The organism is Phenylobacterium sp. J367, assembly GCF_024699985.1.
Taxonomy (GTDB): domain Bacteria; phylum Pseudomonadota; class Alphaproteobacteria; order Caulobacterales; family Caulobacteraceae; genus Phenylobacterium.
The window spans coordinates 3,613,751-3,630,861 of sequence record NZ_JAJONA010000001.1 but is presented as its reverse complement, the minus strand read 5'-3'; the positions used below and the strand labels follow the sequence as shown (position 1 = coordinate 3,630,861).

The following is a 17,111-nucleotide window of genomic DNA, read 5'->3' as shown; positions in this document are numbered from 1 at the left end:
TGCGCCGCCAATTCGAGTTCCGCCCGCGGTTGCAGGATTGGCTGCTACGTGAACCTCAGATCATAGCGTCCTTCGATCAGCGCAAGCAGAACACCGTCCTCGGAGAAGCTCAGGCGGCGCGCGCCCGGCTCAACCGTGGCGCGCGAACACCCGCGTCTTGCCGCCCGGCAGCAGAAGCAGCGTCTGGTAAGGCTCCTTCCGTCCGTCAGGCATCTCCATGCCGGGCGAGCCCAGCGGCATGCCAGGTACGGTGATGCCCAGCGCCTTCGGCCGCTCTTTCAGCAGGCGGCCGACGTCAGCGGCCGGGACGTGGCCCACGACGACGTAGCCGCCGATCGTGGCGAGATGGCACGATGAGAGCTCGAACGGGACGCTATGACGCTTTCCGATCGGCGTGATGTCTTCGACGTTGACCACCTTCGGCCGATAGCCCGCCCGGGTCATGATGGTGATCCAGCCCCTGCAGCACCCACACGACGCGGTCTTGTAGACGGTCAAGGGCGGCGGCGCGGCCGCCCAGGCGTGCGGCGCCGCCAGGACGGCTGCTGCGGCGGCAAGCAGGTTACGGCGAAGTATCATCGACTATCAGCCTCCAAGGGTCAGCGCCGACCGCCGCAACAGGACGCCTTCGCGGTAGGCGCGGCCTTCCGAGCCTCCTGCGGGGTGTAGCCCGCCTCCCGAATGGCGTCGCGCACGGCCGAGTCGGCCGCGGTCGTCGCGACCTCCAGCGACTTGCTCGGCAGATCTATAGTGATCTGGGCGGCTGGATCGACGCCCTTCACCGCCGCGGTGATCGCCTGCACGCAATGGCCGCAGCTCATGTCGTCAACTTGATAGCGAAGCATGGAAACCTCCTGGTCAAAGCCTCGCCGCAACAGGTAGGGCTTCCAACGATGGGAAGGTCAAGACGCCGGTGCGCCTAAAGGCGCTCGAGGATTGCCTTCATCTGATTGATCTCTCGGGTCTGCGACTCGATGATGCCGCCGGGGCCGTAGCAGAGTGCGCGCAGCTCGGGATCCTTGAGCGAGGCTTCCTTGCACATCAGCAGGGCGCCGGAATGGTGCGGGATCATCGACTGCACGAACTGGCGATCGCCGACCAGGCCCTGCGCCCGGATGCCGATCAGCGAGAGCACGAAGATGGCGGCGAAGGCGACGTGCAAGGCCACGTTCAGCTTGGCGTTCATGTACATGGACTTCATCGTCAGCAACATGATGATGGCCATGGGAGCCCACATTACGAGCGCCATGTAGAAGAAGTTGATGTTCTGGATGAATTCGCCCCAGCCGAATATCATCGTGAACATGGCGAAATACATAACCGCCAGGCTCAGAGCCAGATTGATGGCGAGCATCACATAGTGATGCCGACCCTCCTTCGCGCTCATGCCGGACTCGCCGTGGTGTGCGTCTTTCACGTCAGCCTCCTGAGAGATGCTGTTCCCGAGAGCGCAAGCCTTGCTTGCAAACCTCCCTATCTTCCGAACGCGTCAGGCAACACCTGCCCTATTGGCCGGGCGTGAGACGTCTTGTTCCAGTCGCCTTCACCTCAGACCAACCTAAAACCACGCACGAAGTCCGACCACAAACGTCGTGCTCTCGACGTCCTCCCCGGCAGACTGCAGGAAATCCGCGGTCCCCCCCCGAAGGCGCGCTCATAAGCTACACCGATGTAAGGCGCGAATTCGCGGCGAATCTCATAGCGGAGGCGGAGCCCGAGTTCTGCGTGCGTGATTCCGGAGCCAGTGTTGAGTCTTGGGAGCTTCTGCGCCGAAAGCCTCAACTCTGCCTGCGGCTGAAGGATCACGCGCTGCGTTAGTCGCAGGTCGTAGGTTCCCTCGACCCGCCCAGTCAGGTCGCCGCGATCCGACAAAAACGCTGCGGCTTCGACTTCGAACCAGTAGGGGAAGAGGCTTTCAACCCCGACTGTCGCGTAGGTTCGCGAATTTCCGGACCCGAAGTCACGACGTACTCCGACTTGCACGTCGGTATAACGAGCCACTGCGCGGGAATAGAGTGCCTGAACTTCAGCGAGCTCGACCCCCTCGCCTCCAGAGCCCTCGCCTTCGGACTTGAAGACAAACCTGTTGATGTCGCCGCCGTACCAGCCTTCAACATCCCATCGATAGCCGCCGCCCGGTGGCTGGGATTGGTACTCTGCGAGGTTGAGCATCAGCTTCGCGATCCGTACGCCCCCGTGCTCGCGCGCGAGGATTCCCCGGGCGCGCTGCATCGGCCCCGTCCCGAAGACCTGATCGGCCACGTTGTCGGTGATCACGGCCGGCGCCGGCGCATTGCCGACAGGCAAGCCGGTCGCGGTCTGGCCGCCCTCCATCGGCGCCATCGTGTGTCCCGCATGAGGGTCCGCTGGGCCCGGCATGGTGTGTCCGGCATGCGGATCGGCGGGAGCCGCAGGTTGGCCGGGCATGGCGTGCCCGGCATGGGGGTCCACGGGTGCTGCTGAGGCGGCGCCTTGGGTCGGCTGCGATGGGCTCGAGGCCTTCGGCGGCTCCGGCATCGTGTGGCCCGCATGGGGGTCGGCCGACGGCTTCGGTGCGGCGCGCATGCCGTGACCTGCACGCGGATCCGCCGGCGCGGCGGGCTGCGCCGGCATCGCGTGACCGGCGTGGGGATCAGCGGCCTGGGCGGCGGCGGCTGTGGCCGAGCTGGCCAGCGCCAGAGCTAGGAGGGAGGTCCGGATCATGCCGCCGCTCCTTCGACCGGACGCACCTTGAAGACTTGGAACATGCCCGCGTGCATGTGGTAAAGCATGTGGCAGTGGAAAGCCCAGTCACCGCCCTCGGCGGTGAAATCGAACGACACCTTGCCGCCCGGCATCACGTTCACCGTATGCTTGCGAGGCAGATAGCCGACCGGCCCGTGCACAAGTTCGAAGAAGTGCCCGTGCAAGTGGATGGGGTGCGTCATCATCGAGTCGTTGACGAGGGTGACGCGCACCCGCTCACCGGCCCGGAAGGAATAGGCCGGCGGGTTCTCGCTGAACTTCCAGCCGTCGAAGCCCCAGATGAACCGCTCCATGTTGCCGGTGAGATGGATGTCCATCGCGCGATCCGGCGGCCTGGGGTCGGGGTTGGGATCCAGCGCGATGAGGTCCTTGTAGACCAGCACCCGATGACCGACGCTTTCCAGCCCAAGGCCGGGATCGCCGGTGCGATCCATCGGCATGGGCGCGATCATCTGCACGCCCGGCCCCTTCTTGATTTGAGGGGCCTTCGACCAGTCCAGCATGTTCATGTCCATGCCGCCCATGTCGCCCATCACATCCGAGCCACGCTGGCGCGGCGGCGCCATGCCGGGCGGCGGCCCGGCGGCCGCCATGCCCGGCATGGCCCCGTGATCCATCCCCGGCATGCTGGAATGGTCCATTCCAGCCATGCCCGTAGCGCCCATGCCGGCGTGCGCCGACATGTCCATGCCCATGTCCTTCATGGTCAGGATGGGCCGCTCACGTAGCGGCGGCACGGCCGCGCTCATGCCGGCACGGGGCGCCAGTGTCGCCCGTCCCATGCCAGAGCGGTCGATCGCCTCCGAAACGATCGTGTAGGCGCGATCCTCCGTCGGCTGGACGATCACGTCGTAGGTCTCCGCGTTGCCGATCTGGAACTCGTCCACCTCGACAGGGCGGACGTTCTGGCCGTCGGCGGCGACGACCGTGAGCTTCAGGCCGGGAATGCGGACGTTGAAGACCATCTGCGCGGCGCTGTTGATGAAGCGCAGGCGCACCCGCTCGCCGGGTTTGAAGAGCCCGGTCCAGTTGTCCTTGGGGCCGTGGCCGTTGACGAGGAAGGTCATCACCGCGCCGGTGACGTCCGAGATATCGGTCGGATCCATGAGCATCTTGGCCCATTCGATCCGTTCGCCGAGGGTTTGGTCCTTGCCGGCAAGCAGGCCGGCGATCGTCTGGCGCTGATAATTGAAGACCCCGCCCTGCTGCTTCAGCCGCTTGAAAATCAGGTGCGGGTGCATCTCGCTATGGTCGGCTAGCACCAAGACGTGCTCGCGGTCGTAAGCGACGGGATCGGGCTTCGCCGGCTCGATGACGATGGGGGCGTAGTGGCCCTCCGCCTCCTGCAGACCCGAGTGGCTATGGTACCAGTAGGTGCCTGACTGAATGATCGGGAACTCGTAGACGAAGGTCTCGCCGGGGCGGATGCCGGGAAAGCTGACCCCCGGAACGCCGTCCATCTCGAAAGGCACCAGCAGCCCATGCCAGTGGATCGAGGTGTCCTCATCGAGGGTGTTCGTCACCGCGATCCGGACCCGCTGACCTTCTTTCAGACGAATGAGCGGACCGGGCACGGTCCCATTGATCGTCACCGCGTGGCGGCGCTTGCCGTCGATCATGATCGGTGTGTGGCCGATCGTCAGCTTGATGTCCTCGCCCGAAAGGGTCGGCAGGGTCGAGACTAGGCCCGGGGGTCGCGCTCTGCGCCCAGGCGGGCAGCAGCGAACTGATCGCCGCCCCGCCCCCGAGGATGGCCGCACCTTTGATCAGGGCGCGGCGGTCAAGGTCAGGTCGTGGCCTGGACATTCGAAATCCTACGATCGGAACAACAGACGAGGTGATGGGGCTTCCCCCGCGGGAAGGTCAAGCGCCCCGCCCACACAAACTCTACGCAGCTCGGGGCGCTTGCCCCTGAACTTCTGAGGATTAAATCGCCGATCGGTCGATAAGCTCCGCAAGCTGCTGGCGGGCCCGGTAGACGCGCGTCTCTACGGTCTTGACGGTCACCCCCAGGAGCGCGGCGGCTTCCTGCTGAGTGAGCTCGTCGAAATAGGTCAGTAGCAGCGGCTCTTTGAGCTTGATCGGTAGGCGGTCGACGGCTTTCTGGACGATGGCCCGGCGCTGCGCCGCAACGACCGACTCCTCCCCGTCGGGCGCCGGATCCGCTTGCGCCTGCGCCTCGGTTGATTGGTCGTCCTTCTCTCCCAGGATGAACCGACGAACCGCGAGACGGCGGGCGCGATCGCGGCACTTGTTAAGGGCTATGGCGCGCAGCCAGACTGGGAACGCCCGCAGATCGTCGAAACGCGCGAGCGCCTTCCACGCCGCGACGAGGGTCTCCCTGCACGACATCGACAGCCGCGTCGGCGTCGCCGACGTAGCGGCGCACGAAGCCATACAGCGACGGCTTGTGCCGACGCATGAGCGTGGTGAACGCCCGATCCTCCCCGCCCCGCGCGCGCCGGACGAGATCGGCGTCCGTCTCTTCCTGAAGCGTCACGGCGCCTGTTCAGTGAGGGCCTCAGCGACACGCTTGTCGAACTGCGCGGCCTGGTCCGGCGTCAACACGGTGCGCATCGCCAGGACGTGCAGGATGGTTTCGTTCTGAAGGGCCCCCATGGCGTCGTGGAACCGTTCGACCGCGGCCTTCACCTCCGGCGAATACTCGTGACGCACCTGAATGGCCCGGGCGAGCTCGGCGTTGGCGGCGCGCAGTTCGGCCTCCCGCGCCCGGCGACGCACTGCGAAATCCTGCTCAAGCACGTCGAGCCGCTTCCGCTGCTCGGGGGCGAGCTTCAGCTCTTCGTGGACGAACTCATGCAGCGAAGGCTGGTGGCGCTGGTCATAGATGTAGCGCGCGCCAATCCAGGTTCCCCCGACGGCCGCGATGACCGTCAGGAGCAGCGTGAGGATCAGCCCACGGCTGAAGAAACTCATCCGTGGTGATCCAAGAGGGTGGAGGGGGCGAGCTCCGCCTTCGTGGAGAAAGCGGACACCTCCTGGGATTGCGCGGCCACGGCGACCGCAGTCGCGCCGCCGCTCGCCACGCCCAATCCCAGCGCGCCGACGACGGCCGCGGCCCGTACGGCCAGTAGCGTTGGGGCGGCCGCCCGGGCCTGGCGCACGCGCTCGATGCCCTGCCAGACCCTCGCCTCCAGGCTCTGGTAGCCGGCGGGTAGCGGCTCCGATCGAAGCGCTCTCAGTTCGTCATCAAGTCTGTCGTCCATCGCAACACCCCGATCATCCGTCATGACTCTATACGCAGGATCTGGTGGGCTCCCCTCAACTGAGGGCCGGCGGCGCCGTCCCGCGTATGTCCTATAGAGGTCGGGAGCTGGGGGGCTGCAATGGTTCGTAAGCGGCGTGCCGACCCCACCTTCCCGCGGCTGGTCTGATCATCGAGAGTCCGAGCCGGTTTGGCTTGGTGTGGTGATGATGCCTGGTGACGATGTGCTGACGATGCCGGTGGCGCGTCGGATCGAGGTGCTCACCGGGCCGGGCCAGCGGCGGCGCTGGAGCGCTGACGCCAAGGCCCAGATCGTTGCGGAGAGCTACGAGACCAGCGTCGGCGAGGTCGCTGATCGCTATAGCCTGGCGAAGACGCAGGTGTTCACCTGGCGGCGCGATGCGAGGCGCGCAGCCTTCGCCCAGGTGGTGGTCGATGACGCTGCGCCGGGATCTGACGAGGCGGCGACGGACGGCGCGATCGAGATCGAGCTTGTGGGTGCGCGGGTTCGGATCGGTCGTGAGGCCGACGCCCGGATGGCAGTGGCGGTGATCGGCGCCTTGCGGGCTGGCCGGTGATCGGACCGACGGGATCGGTCCGGGTGCTGGTGGCGGCGCGGCCGGTGGATTTCCGGAAGGGCGCGGAGGGCCTAGCCGGACTGGTGCGCGAGCAGATGGCCGCCGATCCGTTCTGCGGGACGGTCTACGTCTTCCGCGCCAAGCGCGCCGATCGGATCAAGCTGATCTATTGGGACGGCACGGGGCTGTGCCTGTTCGCCAAGCGGTTGGAGGACGGAGAGTTCCGCTGGCCCAAGATCCAGGACGGGGTGATGCGGCTCACCTCGGCTCAGCTCGGAGCCCTTCTGGAGGGGCTCGATTGGCGGCGGGTGCACCAGGCCCGGCGGACCCGCACGCCGGTCGCTGCAGGGTGATGCGCAGGCCTGCGGCGAGATGACTCAGCTTGTTCGTAGGGGCGCCTCAAGGCGCATTTGATGTGCTGTAATCCTGGTCATGACGGGCTTGGCCGATGCTCTGCCACAGGATGTCGAAGCGCTTCAGGCGCTGATCCTGGCCGAGCGCGCCGCCCATGCCGCCGAAGCCGAGCGGCTACGTCAGATCATCAAGGAGATGCAGCGTCACCGCTTCGGCCGGCGCGCCGAGACGCTGCCCATCGACCAGCTGGAACTGGCCCTGGAAGAGGTCCAGCAGGAGGCCGCCGCTGAGGCCGCCGGCGAGGAAGCCCGAGACCCAGAGCGTCGCATCGAGCGAGCCGCCAAGCGGCGTTCTAACCGCGGCGCGCTGCCTGAGCATCTGCCGCGGATCGAGACCGTGGTGGATGTGGAGGACAAGGCCTGTCCCTGCTGCGCGGGCGCGCTGCATCTGATCGGCGAGGACCGCGCCGAGCGGCTCGACATCGTGCCCGCCCAGCTCCGCGTGCTGGTGGTACGGCGGCCCAAGTATGCCTGCCGCACCTGCGAGGTGGTGGTCCAGGCGCCAGCCCCCGCCCGGCTGATCGAGGGCGGGATCCCCACCGAGGCCACGGTCGCACATGTGGTGGTCAGCAAGTACGCCGATCACCTGCCGCTCTACCGACAGGCCCAGATCTACGCCCGACAGGGGATCAAGCTCGATCGCTCCACCCTGGCGGACTGGACCGGTCGTGCGGCCTTCCTCCTTCGGCCGGTGCATGAGCACCTGCTGCAGACGCTCCGTCGATCCTCCAAGCTCTTCGCCGACGAGACCACGGCCCCCGTCCTCGATCCGGGGCGAGGCCGCACCAAGACCGGTCAGCTCTGGGCCTATGCCCGCGACGATCGTCCGTGGGGCGGGGCCGATCCGCCGGCTGTGGCCTACGTCTATGCACCAGATCGCAAGGCTGAGCGGCCGATGGCGCATCTCGCCGGCTTCAGCGGCGTGCTGCAGGTGGACGGCTACGGCGGCTACCGGCCGCTGGCTGAGCAGGGCCAGGTCCAGCTCGCCTTCTGCTGGGCCCACGTCCGCCGACGCTTCTACGAGCTGGCCGCCGCTGGCCCTGCACCGATCGCCAGCGAGGCCCTCGATCGCATCAAGGCGCTCTACGCCGTGGAGGCCGAGATCCGCGGCCTTGACCCCGACGCCCGTCGCTCCGCACGTCAGCACAAGTCCCTGCCGCTGATCGAGGCGCTGGAGCCCTGGCTCCGCGCCAAGCTTGAGACCATCAGCCAGAAGACCAAGCTCGCCGAGGCGATCCGCTACGCGCTCTCGCGCTGGGTGGGCCTGACCGTGTTCATCGACGACGGCCGCGTCGAGCTCGACAACAACATCGTCGAGCGCTCCATCCGGCCCCTGGCGCTCAGCCGCAAGAACAGCCTCTTCGCCGGCTCAGACGGCGGCGCCGAGCACTGGGCGGTCCTCGCCTCGCTCATCGAGACCGCGAAGCTCAACGACATCGACCCGCAGGCCTACATCACCAGCGTCATCACCCGCATCGTCGCCGGACACCCGCAGAGCGACATCGATCAGTTGCTGCCCTGGCGCTATCAGGCCAAGCCCGCTGCCGTAGTCTGAGAGGCCCTTTACGGATGCGGCCGTGATCCAATGTCTGCCCTCGCGCATCACCTCACAGACAGTTCGCGACCCAAGTCAGGCATTGCCCGCTGCGCCCCACTGCGTTCACCTTGCTCTCGAGAGGTGATGCAATGTCGTGGCGCTCAACCATTCACGCCGTATGCCTCGGTGTGGCGATCTCAGCAGTCGGGGGATGTGCCTTGGCGAAGGCCTTCGACCTCCAATGCGACGACACCCATTACCGGATCGACCTGGAACGAAAGGCCTGGTGCCAGGACGATTGCGCAACCGTTTCGCCCCTGAGCTATCGGGGCGGCCGCGAAGTCCTTCTCTCGTGGCTATCGCACTTCACGCTCTCATATGACCTGCGGACGAAGGTGATGACGTTTGGTGTCGGGGGGCACGAGTACAGAGTCCGAAACCTACCGCGACCGGTGCCGCGTGCTGCGTTTCTCCGGCTTTCCTCAGGCGCCGACAGCCCACTGAAGCGGCCTGGCGCGGGTGTGATCGACGGCCGCTTCGCCCCTGTGCGGGCATTCGAGCCGTCTTTTGTCGCCATCACTCGCTTCGCGCCGGTACCTTCTGCGAACGCTTATCTAGAATCTGCCTTCGCGCACGCGCTGCGTCGCGCAGGAATTGCTTGAATGGCTCAGATTGTGCCGACAACCCCCACGCCGCGACCAAGGGGCGCCCATCCGTGTCCGCGCCCACAGTCAGCAGGAACTCTCGACTGGGATCCAGTCCGAAGAGGGTTGGCGAAAGGTAGGTTTCGCCGTCGATCGTCTCCACACGATTGCGATACGTACAGACGGCTTGCGGATCGTCGGAGACGAATTCGCCGATGAAGGCGCCGTTCGCGCCGCCCTTCAGCCTGATCTCCAGCATCTCGGCCGGCTCGCCGATGATCGTCTCGATGACAGTGAGCTCTAGCGTCCCAGTCGTCACCGACGGCCCATCGTTTCGACAGCCGACAGGTCCGCGAACTCTCGGGTCGTAGAGGTTCCGGCACCACTGCACTGTCTCGCGGGTTGGAAGCAGGCGCGGCCCGCGCACAATACGAATCGTGTGCGCCGACGCCAATGCGCCGCGAATGACGAAGCTGGACGGTGGAACCGCCTCATCGCCTGGATTGCAGGAGAAGTCCGCGGTCTCGACCACTTCGCGCGCCGCCGCTGACGTCGTCTGCAACGCGACCGCCGCCGCGAGCGCGGCCAACCAGTTCCACAGCATCCTTCGCTCCAACCACGATCCCGCGATGGTTTGATAGCAGTGAACGTCGCCAGTGAAGATGCGTCGTGACCTGCCCCCCGCCAGTCCCTCGATCATTGTGAGAGCCCAGGGGGTTGGTAGCTGATCTCCAGCGCCAGCGGTAGCGGCCGGCCGGTGGAGCTGATCACGTTGCGCAGCCGGCCGGCCGCGGGGTTCAGCCGGACGGCGTCGGGGGTGAGACCGCCATGCGCCGAGTGCGGGCGCACGTGGTTGTAGTCGAGCCGCCAGCGCTCGATCACCGCGCGGGCCTCGGCGAGGTTGGCGAAGACCTCTTCGTTCAGGCACTCGTCGCGCAGCTTGCCGTTGAAGCTCTCGACGAAGCCGTTCTGCTGCGGCTTGCCTGGCGCGATGTAATGCCAGTCGACGCCGGCGCGGTTGGTCCATTCGAGCATGGCTCGGCTGGTCATCTCCGTGCCGTTGTCGCTGACGATGGTGAGCGGCCGACCTCGCCGGGCGATCAGGACGTCCAGCTCGCGGGCCATGCGATGGCCGCCGATCGAGGTGTCGACCACCAGCGCCAGGGCCTCGCGGGTGAAGTCGTCGACGATGCACAGGATCCGGAAGCGCCGGCCCCAGCTGAGGCTGTCCGCGACGAAGTCCAGGCTCCAGCGCTGGTTCGGGCCATCCGGCAGCGCCATCGGCGCCCGCGTGCCGGTGGCGCGCTTGCGGCCACGCCGGCGCCGTACGGCCAGGCCCTCCTCCCGGTAGAGCCGGAAGAGCTTCTTCTTGTTCATGCTGACGCCTTCACGCTCGAGCAGGATGCCAAGCCGCCGGTAGCCGAAGCGGCGCCGCTCCGCCGCCAGCCCCCCGCAGCCGTTCGCGCACCGCCGCATCGCCCGGCTCGGCCACGCGGCGCACCGTCTTCGGATCGACCTGGACCAGCCCGCAGGCGCGCCTCTGCGAGAAGCCGCGCTCCGCCATTAGGCGAAGCACAGCCTCCCGGCGCGCTGCGGGCGATCTCAGTTTTTTCCCAGCAGGTCCTTCAGCGCCGACACGTCCAGCATCGACTCCGCCAGCAGCTTCTTCAGCCGCCGGTTCTCATCCTCCAGGGCTTTAAGCTTCTGGGCGTCCGACACGCTCATGCCGCTGTACTTCGCCTTCCAGCGGTAGAAGGTCTGCTCGCTGATCCCGTGCCGACGGCACACCTCCGCCGTCGGGCTCCCGGCCTCCTGCTCCCGCAGCACGCCGATGATCTGCGCCTCGCTGAACCTGCTCTTCTTCACATCCGTCTCCTCTAAGTGACGGACTCTCACTCAAACCGAGGGATCAGGAAGGGGGCAGGTCAGGTGAACTCATCATGGGAGCGAAGTGACGCTCACGCGAAGCCTCACAGCTAGCTTGCCGGAGATGGGAAACGTACGGGAGTTTGTCAGTGCTCGGCTCCGGGCTAAGCGTCATCAACATCCCGTGCTCTTGCGCTACGGCAGAAATGCACAGGGCCGGACCCGACGGCGCCACCTACATGTGTCCGTCCATCTTCATCGGCGGATCCGCCTTCTTCATCGGGATGGAGCCGTCGTTCTTGGCGCCCATGCCGTCGGCATGCGCCTTGGCGCCCATCTCCATTCCGCGCTCATGCGCGTCGCGTTCCATCTCCATCCCTTCACGGTGCCCCTCGGCGCGAGCCTCTTCTAGGGTTTGAGACGAACTGGAATGATGCTCGCCGGCTTCGCCCGGGGCGCCGGGCGTCGTCGCCGGAGCCGTGACGACGGGCGACGGGGGCCGGGCGCCGGAGCCTCCGTCTTCTGCTCGCACCCGGCCAGGCCGATCGCCGCCAAGGCCACGGAGCCAGCCAAGGCCTTTAGCAGACGGGGCGGCAAGAGATGGGTCATGGGTCGCGTCCTGTCGGTGGGTCAACGAAGCGGCAGATAAAGTGAGGCCGACCGGCTGCAGCATGAAGGGCGCAGCCGGTCGGCCGCTTTCCTACTTCTTGGCTTCAGCCATCTTTGCGGCGCACTTTCCGTGCATCTTATCCATCTCGGCCTTGCTGAGCGGCTTCATCTTCATGACCCCGGGGGTGCCTTTCATGGAGGCGTGGTCATGCATGACCCGGCCGTCCATCTTCCGGCCCATGACGCTCTTGCACTCTTCGTGGGTTGGGTTGGCGGGATCCTTGACCGAAACGGTGGCGTCGGCCGCGGCCTTGTGATCTCCGTGTTCCGGCTGCGCGTAGCTCTGGCTGGCGGTGGCGAGGCCGAGGGCCGCGATGGCGACGAATAGGGTACGCATGGGTGTGTCCTTTGCTGGTCGGCGGACAGCGGCTCGCCGTGCCCTCGATTGAAATATGCCAAACCCTAGCGTTCCCTCCAAACCCAACCTTGATATCGATCAAGCGCCGCTGCGGCGGGACGCCAGCGCCATCAGTTCCGCAGCTTGCCGATCAGCTCGACCAGCTCGGCTGTCTTCTGTTCGCGCTCCGCCACGTCGCCGCTGGCCGCCATCGCACCAGCGACGCAGTGTTCGAGGTGGTCTTTCACGAGTTCGCCCTCAACCCGGCGCAGCGCCGCCCTCGCGGCGTGCAACTGCGTCAGGATGTCGAGGCAGTAGCGATCTTGCTCCACCATGCGGGAGATGCCTCGCACCTGCCCTTCAACCCGGTTCAGCCGGTTGATCAGACGTGGCTTGTTCGTGCGTTCCATCAAAGCCTCCGCCGCTCGGTGCGGCAATATACAGAAAGCCGCGATTTGATCCATGCCCCACTGGGGTATATATACGCCGAACAGGAGGCCCCATGAGCGGTCAAGGCCATACCCACCATCATCATGCTGACCCCAGGGACCGCCAGGCGGCTGACGTGGCGGTCACCGACCCGGTCTGCGGCATGGCGGTTGATCCGGCGACCACGCCGCACCACGCGGAGCATGCGGGGCAGACCTTCCACTTCTGTTCGGCCGGGTGCCGCACCAAGTTCGTCGCCGATCCGGCGAAATACCTGACCAAGGATGAAGGCCCGTCCGCTGCGGCGCCGGCAGGGACGATCTACACCTGTCCGATGCACCCCCAGATCCGAAAGGAGGGTCCGGGCAACTGCCCCATCTGCGGCATGGCGCTCGAGCCGGAAACCGCGACCGCCGACAGCGGTCCGAACCCCGAGCTGATCGACATGACCCGCCGGTTCTGGGTGGGTCTCGTCCTCACCCTGCCCGTTCTCGCGCTCGAGATGGGCGCGCATGTTCTCGATCTGCACCGCTGGATTTCGCCCACGACGTCGAACTGGGTGCAGCTCGCCCTGGCGACCCCCGTCGTGCTGTGGGCCGGCTGGCCCTTCTTCGAACGGGGCTGGGCGTCCCTGCGGACTCGCAACCTCAACATGTTCACCCTCATCGCCATGGGGATCGGGGTGGCCTGGGCTTACAGCGTCGTGGCCACGCTGGCGCCGCACATCTTCCCTTCGGCGTTCCGGCGCACCGATGGCAGCGTTGCAATCTACTTCGAAGCCGCGGCCGTGATCACGGTCCTCGTGCTGCTGGGTCAGGTGCTGGAACTGCGGGCCCGCGAGCAGACCTCGGGTGCGATCAAGGCCCTGCTGGACCTCGCGCCCAAGACCGCGCGACGGGTCCGGACGGATGGGACTGACGAAGAGGTCACGCTCGACCAGATCCTGGTGAGCGACCAGCTGCGGGTGCGGCCGGGCGAGAAAGTCCCCGTCGACGGCGAGGTCGTGGACGGCCGCGTCTCGATCGACGAGTCGATGGTCACCGGGGAATCGATGCCCGTGACCAAGGGAAGCGGGCGACAAGGTCGTCGGCGGCTCGATCAACAAGACCGGCTCCTTCGTGATGCGGGCCGAGAAGGTCGGGGCCGACACCCTGCTGTCGCAGATCGTCCACATGGTCGCCCAGGCCCAGCGCTCTCGGGCGCCGATCCAGCGCATGGCCGACCAAGTCTCGGGCTGGTTCGTCCCAGTGGTGATCGTGATCGCTGTCCTGGCATTCGCCGGCTGGGGGGTCTTTGGTCCCGAGCCGAGGTTTGCCTTCGGCCTCATCGCGGCGGTCTCGGTGCTGATCATCGCCTGCCCGTGCGCACTTGGACTGGCGACGCCGATCTCGATCATGGTGGGGGTCGGTCGCGGCGCCGGGGCCGGCGTGCTCATCAAAAACGCCGAAGCCCTAGAGCGGTTCGAAAAGATAGACACGTTGGTGATCGATAAGACCGGAACTCTCACCGAGGGGCGGCCAGCGGTCACCGCCATCGTGCCCGCCGCGGGTTGGGACGAAGCCGAAGTGCTTCGCCTGGCCGCCAGCCTCGAGCGTGGCAGTGAGCATCCCCTCGCGGACGCCATCCTCCGCGCCGCAAGCGATCGCAAGCTAAGCCTTTCAGAGCCGTCCGACTTTGACTCGCCCGTCGGTAAGGGCGTTCTGGGCTCGATCGACGGGCGGCGTCTGGTGCTCGGATCCGGCAAGTTTCTGAAGGAACAGGGGGTCATCACCGGCGAACTCGATAGTCAGGCAGAGTCGCTCCGCACTGACGGCGCTACGGCAATCTTCATGGCGGTCGACGGACAGGCTGCAGCGGTGTTCGCCATCGCAGACCCCATCAAGGCCACCACGCCTGAAGCCGTTCGCCTCCTGAAGGCCGAAGGCGTGCGGCTCGTCATGATGACCGGCGACAACCGCACCACGGCGCTCGCCGTGGCCCGCAAGCTCGGCATCGACGAAGTCGAGGCCGAGGTTCTACCGCAGGACAAGGCGGCCGTGGTCGAGAAGTTCCGCGCCGAGGGCCGCAAGGTGGCGATGGCGGGAGATGGCGTGAACGATGCGCCGGCGCTGGCGGCGGCCGAAGTTGGGATCGCCATGGGCGCGGGGTCCGACGTGGCCATTGAGAGCGCGGGCGTGACCCTCCTGAAGGGCGATCTGCAGGGGATCGTCAAGGCGCGGCGGCTGTCCCGCGCCGTGATGCGGAATATCCGCCAGAACCTCTTCTTCGCCTTCGTCTATAATGCGGCGGGCGTGCCGGTAGCGGCCGGCGTCCTCTACCCGGTGTTTGGCTGGCTGCTCTCGCCGGCGATCGCGGCGGCGGCCATGGCGCTGTCCAGCGTCAGCGTGGTGACCAACGCCTTGCGGCTACGAAGCGTGAAGCTCTAGCGCGGACGGGTCCCGTCCGCCGGCGGCGCCGGGTGCAAATCGGGTTCGTCCGGCGACATGATGTCGGTTTGCGACGGGTCCTTCCCGAAGGCGGACTGGTCGTGGGGTTCCCCCATTTCGTCCGCCGCGGCGGCAGGCGCGACCTCGCCAGACCGCGGGCCGCCGGGCTCTGCGGAGCAGCTCGTCAGGATGAGGAGCACGGCGGCGGCGAGCCCTTTCGTCGATGTGAGATGAGCCTGCGCGCTGGCCAGCCATCGCATACGTGAGCCCTCGCTACGCCGACTGTCGTTCGGTCGACGCGAAATGCTGGACGGCGTCGATCACCATCCGACGCACGCACCAGCGCGCGTAAAGCCCCGCAAGGGCTGGAAGCCACCTCGCCCACCCCCGGCTCGGCAGGGCGTAGTCGATCCAGACGGACAGGCGCGAACCGGCCCCCTCTTCGGTGATGGCGAAGCCCATCTCGTATCCGCCGATGACCAGGAGCCTCGGCTCCCCCGTTGTGCGCCAGACCTTACGGTGCGGCGGGTCGCGGACCGTGACCACCTCGTCGACAAAGAGCGACAAGCCAAACGCCGCGCCGCCCATGCGGATGTGCGAGCCCACCGCCTGGCCACGCCCCGCGTCGAACTCGTAGGTCATACGACCGCCGCCCATCATCACGGACGGTCGGCCCATGTGCTCGGCCAACCGGGTCTGGTCGTCCAGGCGGTCGAACACGGCCCGCGGCCTCGCGGGCGTCCGAGCGGTCGCCGCGCGGCGATGGCGGAACGCACCGACCTGGGGCCGGGCGCCGCCACCGGCCCCGGTCAGCGATGGTCCAACGGACTTGGCTCTCGGCATGGCGACCTCCAATCGATCGTAGCGTGACGCCGGCCGGAGAGGCGCAGGCGCGACCGCGCCAGTGCGCTAGCGGCGCGGGGCTTTGTCCTTCGTTTCCTCCGCCGCCGGGGTCTTGGCGGCGAACGGCTCCGGCGCCATCAAGAGAATAAAGGTCAGTCCAGCGCCCAGCGCCATGAGCAGCCACTCCCCGAGGCCGGCGGCGAAGCCCGCGAGCGCGGATACCCAGACCGCTGCGGCGGTCGTCACGCCGTGGATCGAGCGGCCGCAGGCCGGGTGCATGATCACGCCGGCGCCGACGAATCCGACCCCCCATCAGCACCCCTTGGAGCACGGTGCTGATGACCCGCGCGTCGTCGCTGTGGAGCCGCATGGCGATGATGCCGGCCATGGCGCCGGCTGTGGCGATCAACGCGAAAGTGCGCGCGCCGACGAAGCGGATCCGTCGGGACCGCTCGAGCCCGATCAGAAAGCCCACGGCCGCGGCGGCGACGACCCGAAGGACCAGGTCGAGATCAGACATCAGCGACTTCCTCGCGCAGGACGGTCGCGATGAGCGGGGCCACGGAGATGGCGTTCGTGGCGTGCGGCACTGCGTCGGTGGAGACGACGCGCGCCGAAGCGCCGGCGACCTCGGTCAGGGCGTCGCCCCCGAAGATCGCGTGCACGATGGCGCAGATCGGGGGCGGGAACCCCCCGCAAGCCGAGCTCGCGGGCCGCCGCCGTCAAGGTACGGCCGGACGACGCAATGTCGTCGATCAGCACCGGCTGACGGCCGGCGAATGCGGTGAGGTCGGGAAAGGTGATCCTGACGTCGCGATCGCCGAACCGCTCTTTGCGCAACACGACCACCGGGGCGTCAGCGGCCGCGGCCACGTCCGAAGCCCATTGCTCACTCTCGCTGTCCGGTCCGATCACCAGCGCATTTGGGGCTTCGGAACGGATCCAGGCGCCGAGCAGGTCGGCCGAATGCAGGGTCACACAGGGGATGGTGTAGAGGTCGCTGAGGGCCTTGAAGCGATGTAGATGGGGATCGACGGTGATCAGCCGGTCGAAGGCGCCCGAAAGCAGTCGCGCGAACGCGCGTGACGTCACCGCCTCCCCCGCCTTGAACGCCTTGTCCTGGCGCATATAGCCGAGGTACGGCGCGACCAGCGTCACCCGTTTGGCGCCCCTGCTCACGCGCGGCCGCAGCGACGAACAGGAGCGTCAGGATGACGCTGTCGATGCGCACCAGGCTGCAGACGATGTCGACCTGGCGGCCGGCCGGGTTGTCCAAGATGCGAACGTAGTGCTCGCCATCGGGGAACTGGCGCGTCTCGAGCCGCCCGAGCTCAGCGCCGGCGGCTTCAGCGAGCTTGGCGGCGAAGGCTTCATGGCCCGGCAGAGCCAGCATGAGAC

Annotated in this window: 17 protein-coding genes and 6 pseudogenes; 4 read left to right on the top strand and 19 right to left on the bottom strand. The window is 67.0% G+C overall.

Annotated features, from left to right (window positions below):
- Positions 1-129 precede the first annotated feature (129 nt).
- The 8 genes and pseudogenes from LRS04_RS19355 to LRS04_RS19315 all read right to left on the bottom strand — a co-directional run bounded on the left by LRS04_RS19355 (position 130) and on the right by LRS04_RS19315 (position 5,972).
- A complete protein-coding gene (locus tag LRS04_RS19355) occupies positions 130-579 on the bottom strand; it encodes a DUF411 domain-containing protein (RefSeq protein WP_257817722.1) in 450 nt (149 codons plus the stop codon).
- A gap of 20 nt (positions 580-599) precedes the next feature.
- Positions 600-845: a heavy-metal-associated domain-containing protein gene (locus LRS04_RS19350; protein WP_257817721.1), complete on the bottom strand. Its 246-nt coding sequence runs from the start codon at positions 843-845 to the stop codon at positions 600-602.
- 74 nt (positions 846-919) lie between these two features.
- Complete coding sequence (locus LRS04_RS19345; protein WP_374570879.1) at positions 920-1,387, bottom strand: DUF305 domain-containing protein; 468 nt, start codon at positions 1,385-1,387, stop codon at positions 920-922.
- 161 nt (positions 1,388-1,548) lie between these two features.
- Positions 1,549-2,703, bottom strand: coding sequence for a copper resistance protein B (locus LRS04_RS27120; RefSeq protein WP_308238186.1), 1,155 nt, complete (start codon positions 2,701-2,703; stop codon positions 1,549-1,551).
- Positions 2,700-4,551 (bottom strand): annotated as a pseudogene (locus LRS04_RS19330) (copper resistance system multicopper oxidase). The gene LRS04_RS27120 and the pseudogene LRS04_RS19330 overlap by 4 nt, the downstream one beginning before the upstream one ends.
- Before the next feature lie 120 nt (positions 4,552-4,671).
- The gene (locus LRS04_RS19325; protein ID WP_257817719.1) at positions 4,672-5,142 is read right to left on the bottom strand and encodes an RNA polymerase sigma factor; all 471 of its coding nucleotides are present in this window, start codon (positions 5,140-5,142) and stop codon (positions 4,672-4,674) included.
- 99 nt (positions 5,143-5,241) lie between these two features.
- Positions 5,242-5,682, bottom strand: coding sequence for a periplasmic heavy metal sensor (locus tag LRS04_RS19320; RefSeq protein WP_257817718.1), 441 nt, complete (start codon positions 5,680-5,682; stop codon positions 5,242-5,244).
- Complete coding sequence (locus LRS04_RS19315) at positions 5,679-5,972, bottom strand: hypothetical protein (RefSeq protein ID WP_257817717.1); 294 nt, start codon at positions 5,970-5,972, stop codon at positions 5,679-5,681. Before LRS04_RS19315 ends, LRS04_RS19320 begins: the two co-directional genes overlap by 4 nt.
- A 208-nt stretch (positions 5,973-6,180) precedes the next feature.
- On the opposite strand from LRS04_RS19315, the gene LRS04_RS19310 reads away from it, so the two are divergent.
- From LRS04_RS19310 to LRS04_RS19300, 3 genes are all read left to right on the top strand, one after another.
- Positions 6,181-6,549 (top strand): transposase, encoded by a 369-nt coding sequence (locus LRS04_RS19310; RefSeq protein ID WP_257817716.1) that lies wholly within the window; start codon positions 6,181-6,183, stop codon positions 6,547-6,549.
- Entirely contained in the window at positions 6,546-6,902 is a 357-nt protein-coding gene (gene tnpB, locus LRS04_RS19305) for an IS66 family insertion sequence element accessory protein TnpB (protein ID WP_257817715.1), read from the top strand. The genes LRS04_RS19310 and tnpB overlap by 4 nt, the downstream gene beginning before the upstream one ends.
- Positions 6,903-6,981: 79 nt before the next feature.
- Positions 6,982-8,517: an IS66 family transposase gene (locus tag LRS04_RS19300; RefSeq protein ID WP_257817714.1), complete on the top strand. Its 1,536-nt coding sequence runs from the start codon at positions 6,982-6,984 to the stop codon at positions 8,515-8,517.
- A 558-nt stretch (positions 8,518-9,075) separates the two neighbouring features.
- Here LRS04_RS19300 and LRS04_RS19295 read toward each other — a convergent pair.
- From LRS04_RS19295 to LRS04_RS19275, 5 genes and pseudogenes are all read right to left on the bottom strand, one after another.
- Entirely contained in the window at positions 9,076-9,747 is a 672-nt protein-coding gene (locus LRS04_RS19295) for a hypothetical protein (RefSeq protein WP_257817713.1), read from the bottom strand.
- Between the two features lie 92 nt (positions 9,748-9,839).
- Positions 9,840-11,009 (bottom strand): annotated as a pseudogene (locus LRS04_RS19290) (IS3 family transposase).
- Positions 11,010-11,244: 235 nt separating this feature from the next.
- Complete coding sequence (locus LRS04_RS19285) at positions 11,245-11,379, bottom strand: hypothetical protein (protein WP_257817712.1); 135 nt, start codon at positions 11,377-11,379, stop codon at positions 11,245-11,247.
- A gap of 330 nt (positions 11,380-11,709) precedes the next feature.
- The gene (locus LRS04_RS19280) at positions 11,710-12,015 is read right to left on the bottom strand and encodes a hypothetical protein (RefSeq protein WP_066680675.1); all 306 of its coding nucleotides are present in this window, start codon (positions 12,013-12,015) and stop codon (positions 11,710-11,712) included.
- A gap of 131 nt (positions 12,016-12,146) precedes the next feature.
- Positions 12,147-12,425 (bottom strand): metal-sensitive transcriptional regulator, encoded by a 279-nt coding sequence (locus LRS04_RS19275; protein ID WP_066680674.1) that lies wholly within the window; start codon positions 12,423-12,425, stop codon positions 12,147-12,149.
- A gap of 92 nt (positions 12,426-12,517) precedes the next feature.
- Between LRS04_RS19275 and LRS04_RS19270 the strand changes: the two are divergent.
- Positions 12,518-14,870, top strand: a pseudogene (locus LRS04_RS19270) (heavy metal translocating P-type ATPase).
- Here LRS04_RS19270 and LRS04_RS19265 read toward each other — a convergent pair.
- The 6 genes and pseudogenes from LRS04_RS19265 to LRS04_RS19245 form a co-directional block, all read right to left on the bottom strand.
- A complete protein-coding gene (locus tag LRS04_RS19265) occupies positions 14,867-15,130 on the bottom strand; it encodes a hypothetical protein (RefSeq protein WP_066680672.1) in 264 nt (87 codons plus the stop codon). The pseudogene LRS04_RS19270 and the gene LRS04_RS19265 overlap by 4 nt on opposite strands.
- A 13-nt stretch (positions 15,131-15,143) precedes the next feature.
- A complete protein-coding gene (locus LRS04_RS19260) occupies positions 15,144-15,590 on the bottom strand; it encodes a polyketide cyclase (RefSeq protein ID WP_066680771.1) in 447 nt (148 codons plus the stop codon).
- A 189-nt stretch (positions 15,591-15,779) separates the two neighbouring features.
- Positions 15,780-16,010, bottom strand: a pseudogene (locus LRS04_RS19255) (MgtC/SapB family protein); the annotation flags it as partial.
- Positions 16,011-16,047: 37 nt separating this feature from the next.
- Positions 16,048-16,233: pseudogene (locus tag LRS04_RS28305) on the bottom strand (MgtC/SapB family protein); the annotation flags it as partial.
- On the bottom strand, positions 16,233-16,871 hold the full coding sequence (locus tag LRS04_RS19250; protein ID WP_257817711.1) for a phosphoribosyltransferase family protein: 639 nt from the start codon (positions 16,869-16,871) through the stop codon (positions 16,233-16,235). The pseudogene LRS04_RS28305 and the gene LRS04_RS19250, both read right to left, overlap by 1 nt.
- Positions 16,872-16,944: 73 nt before the next feature.
- Positions 16,945-17,106, bottom strand: a pseudogene (locus LRS04_RS19245) (ribose-phosphate pyrophosphokinase-like domain-containing protein); the annotation flags it as partial.
- Positions 17,107-17,111: the final 5 nt, after the last annotated feature.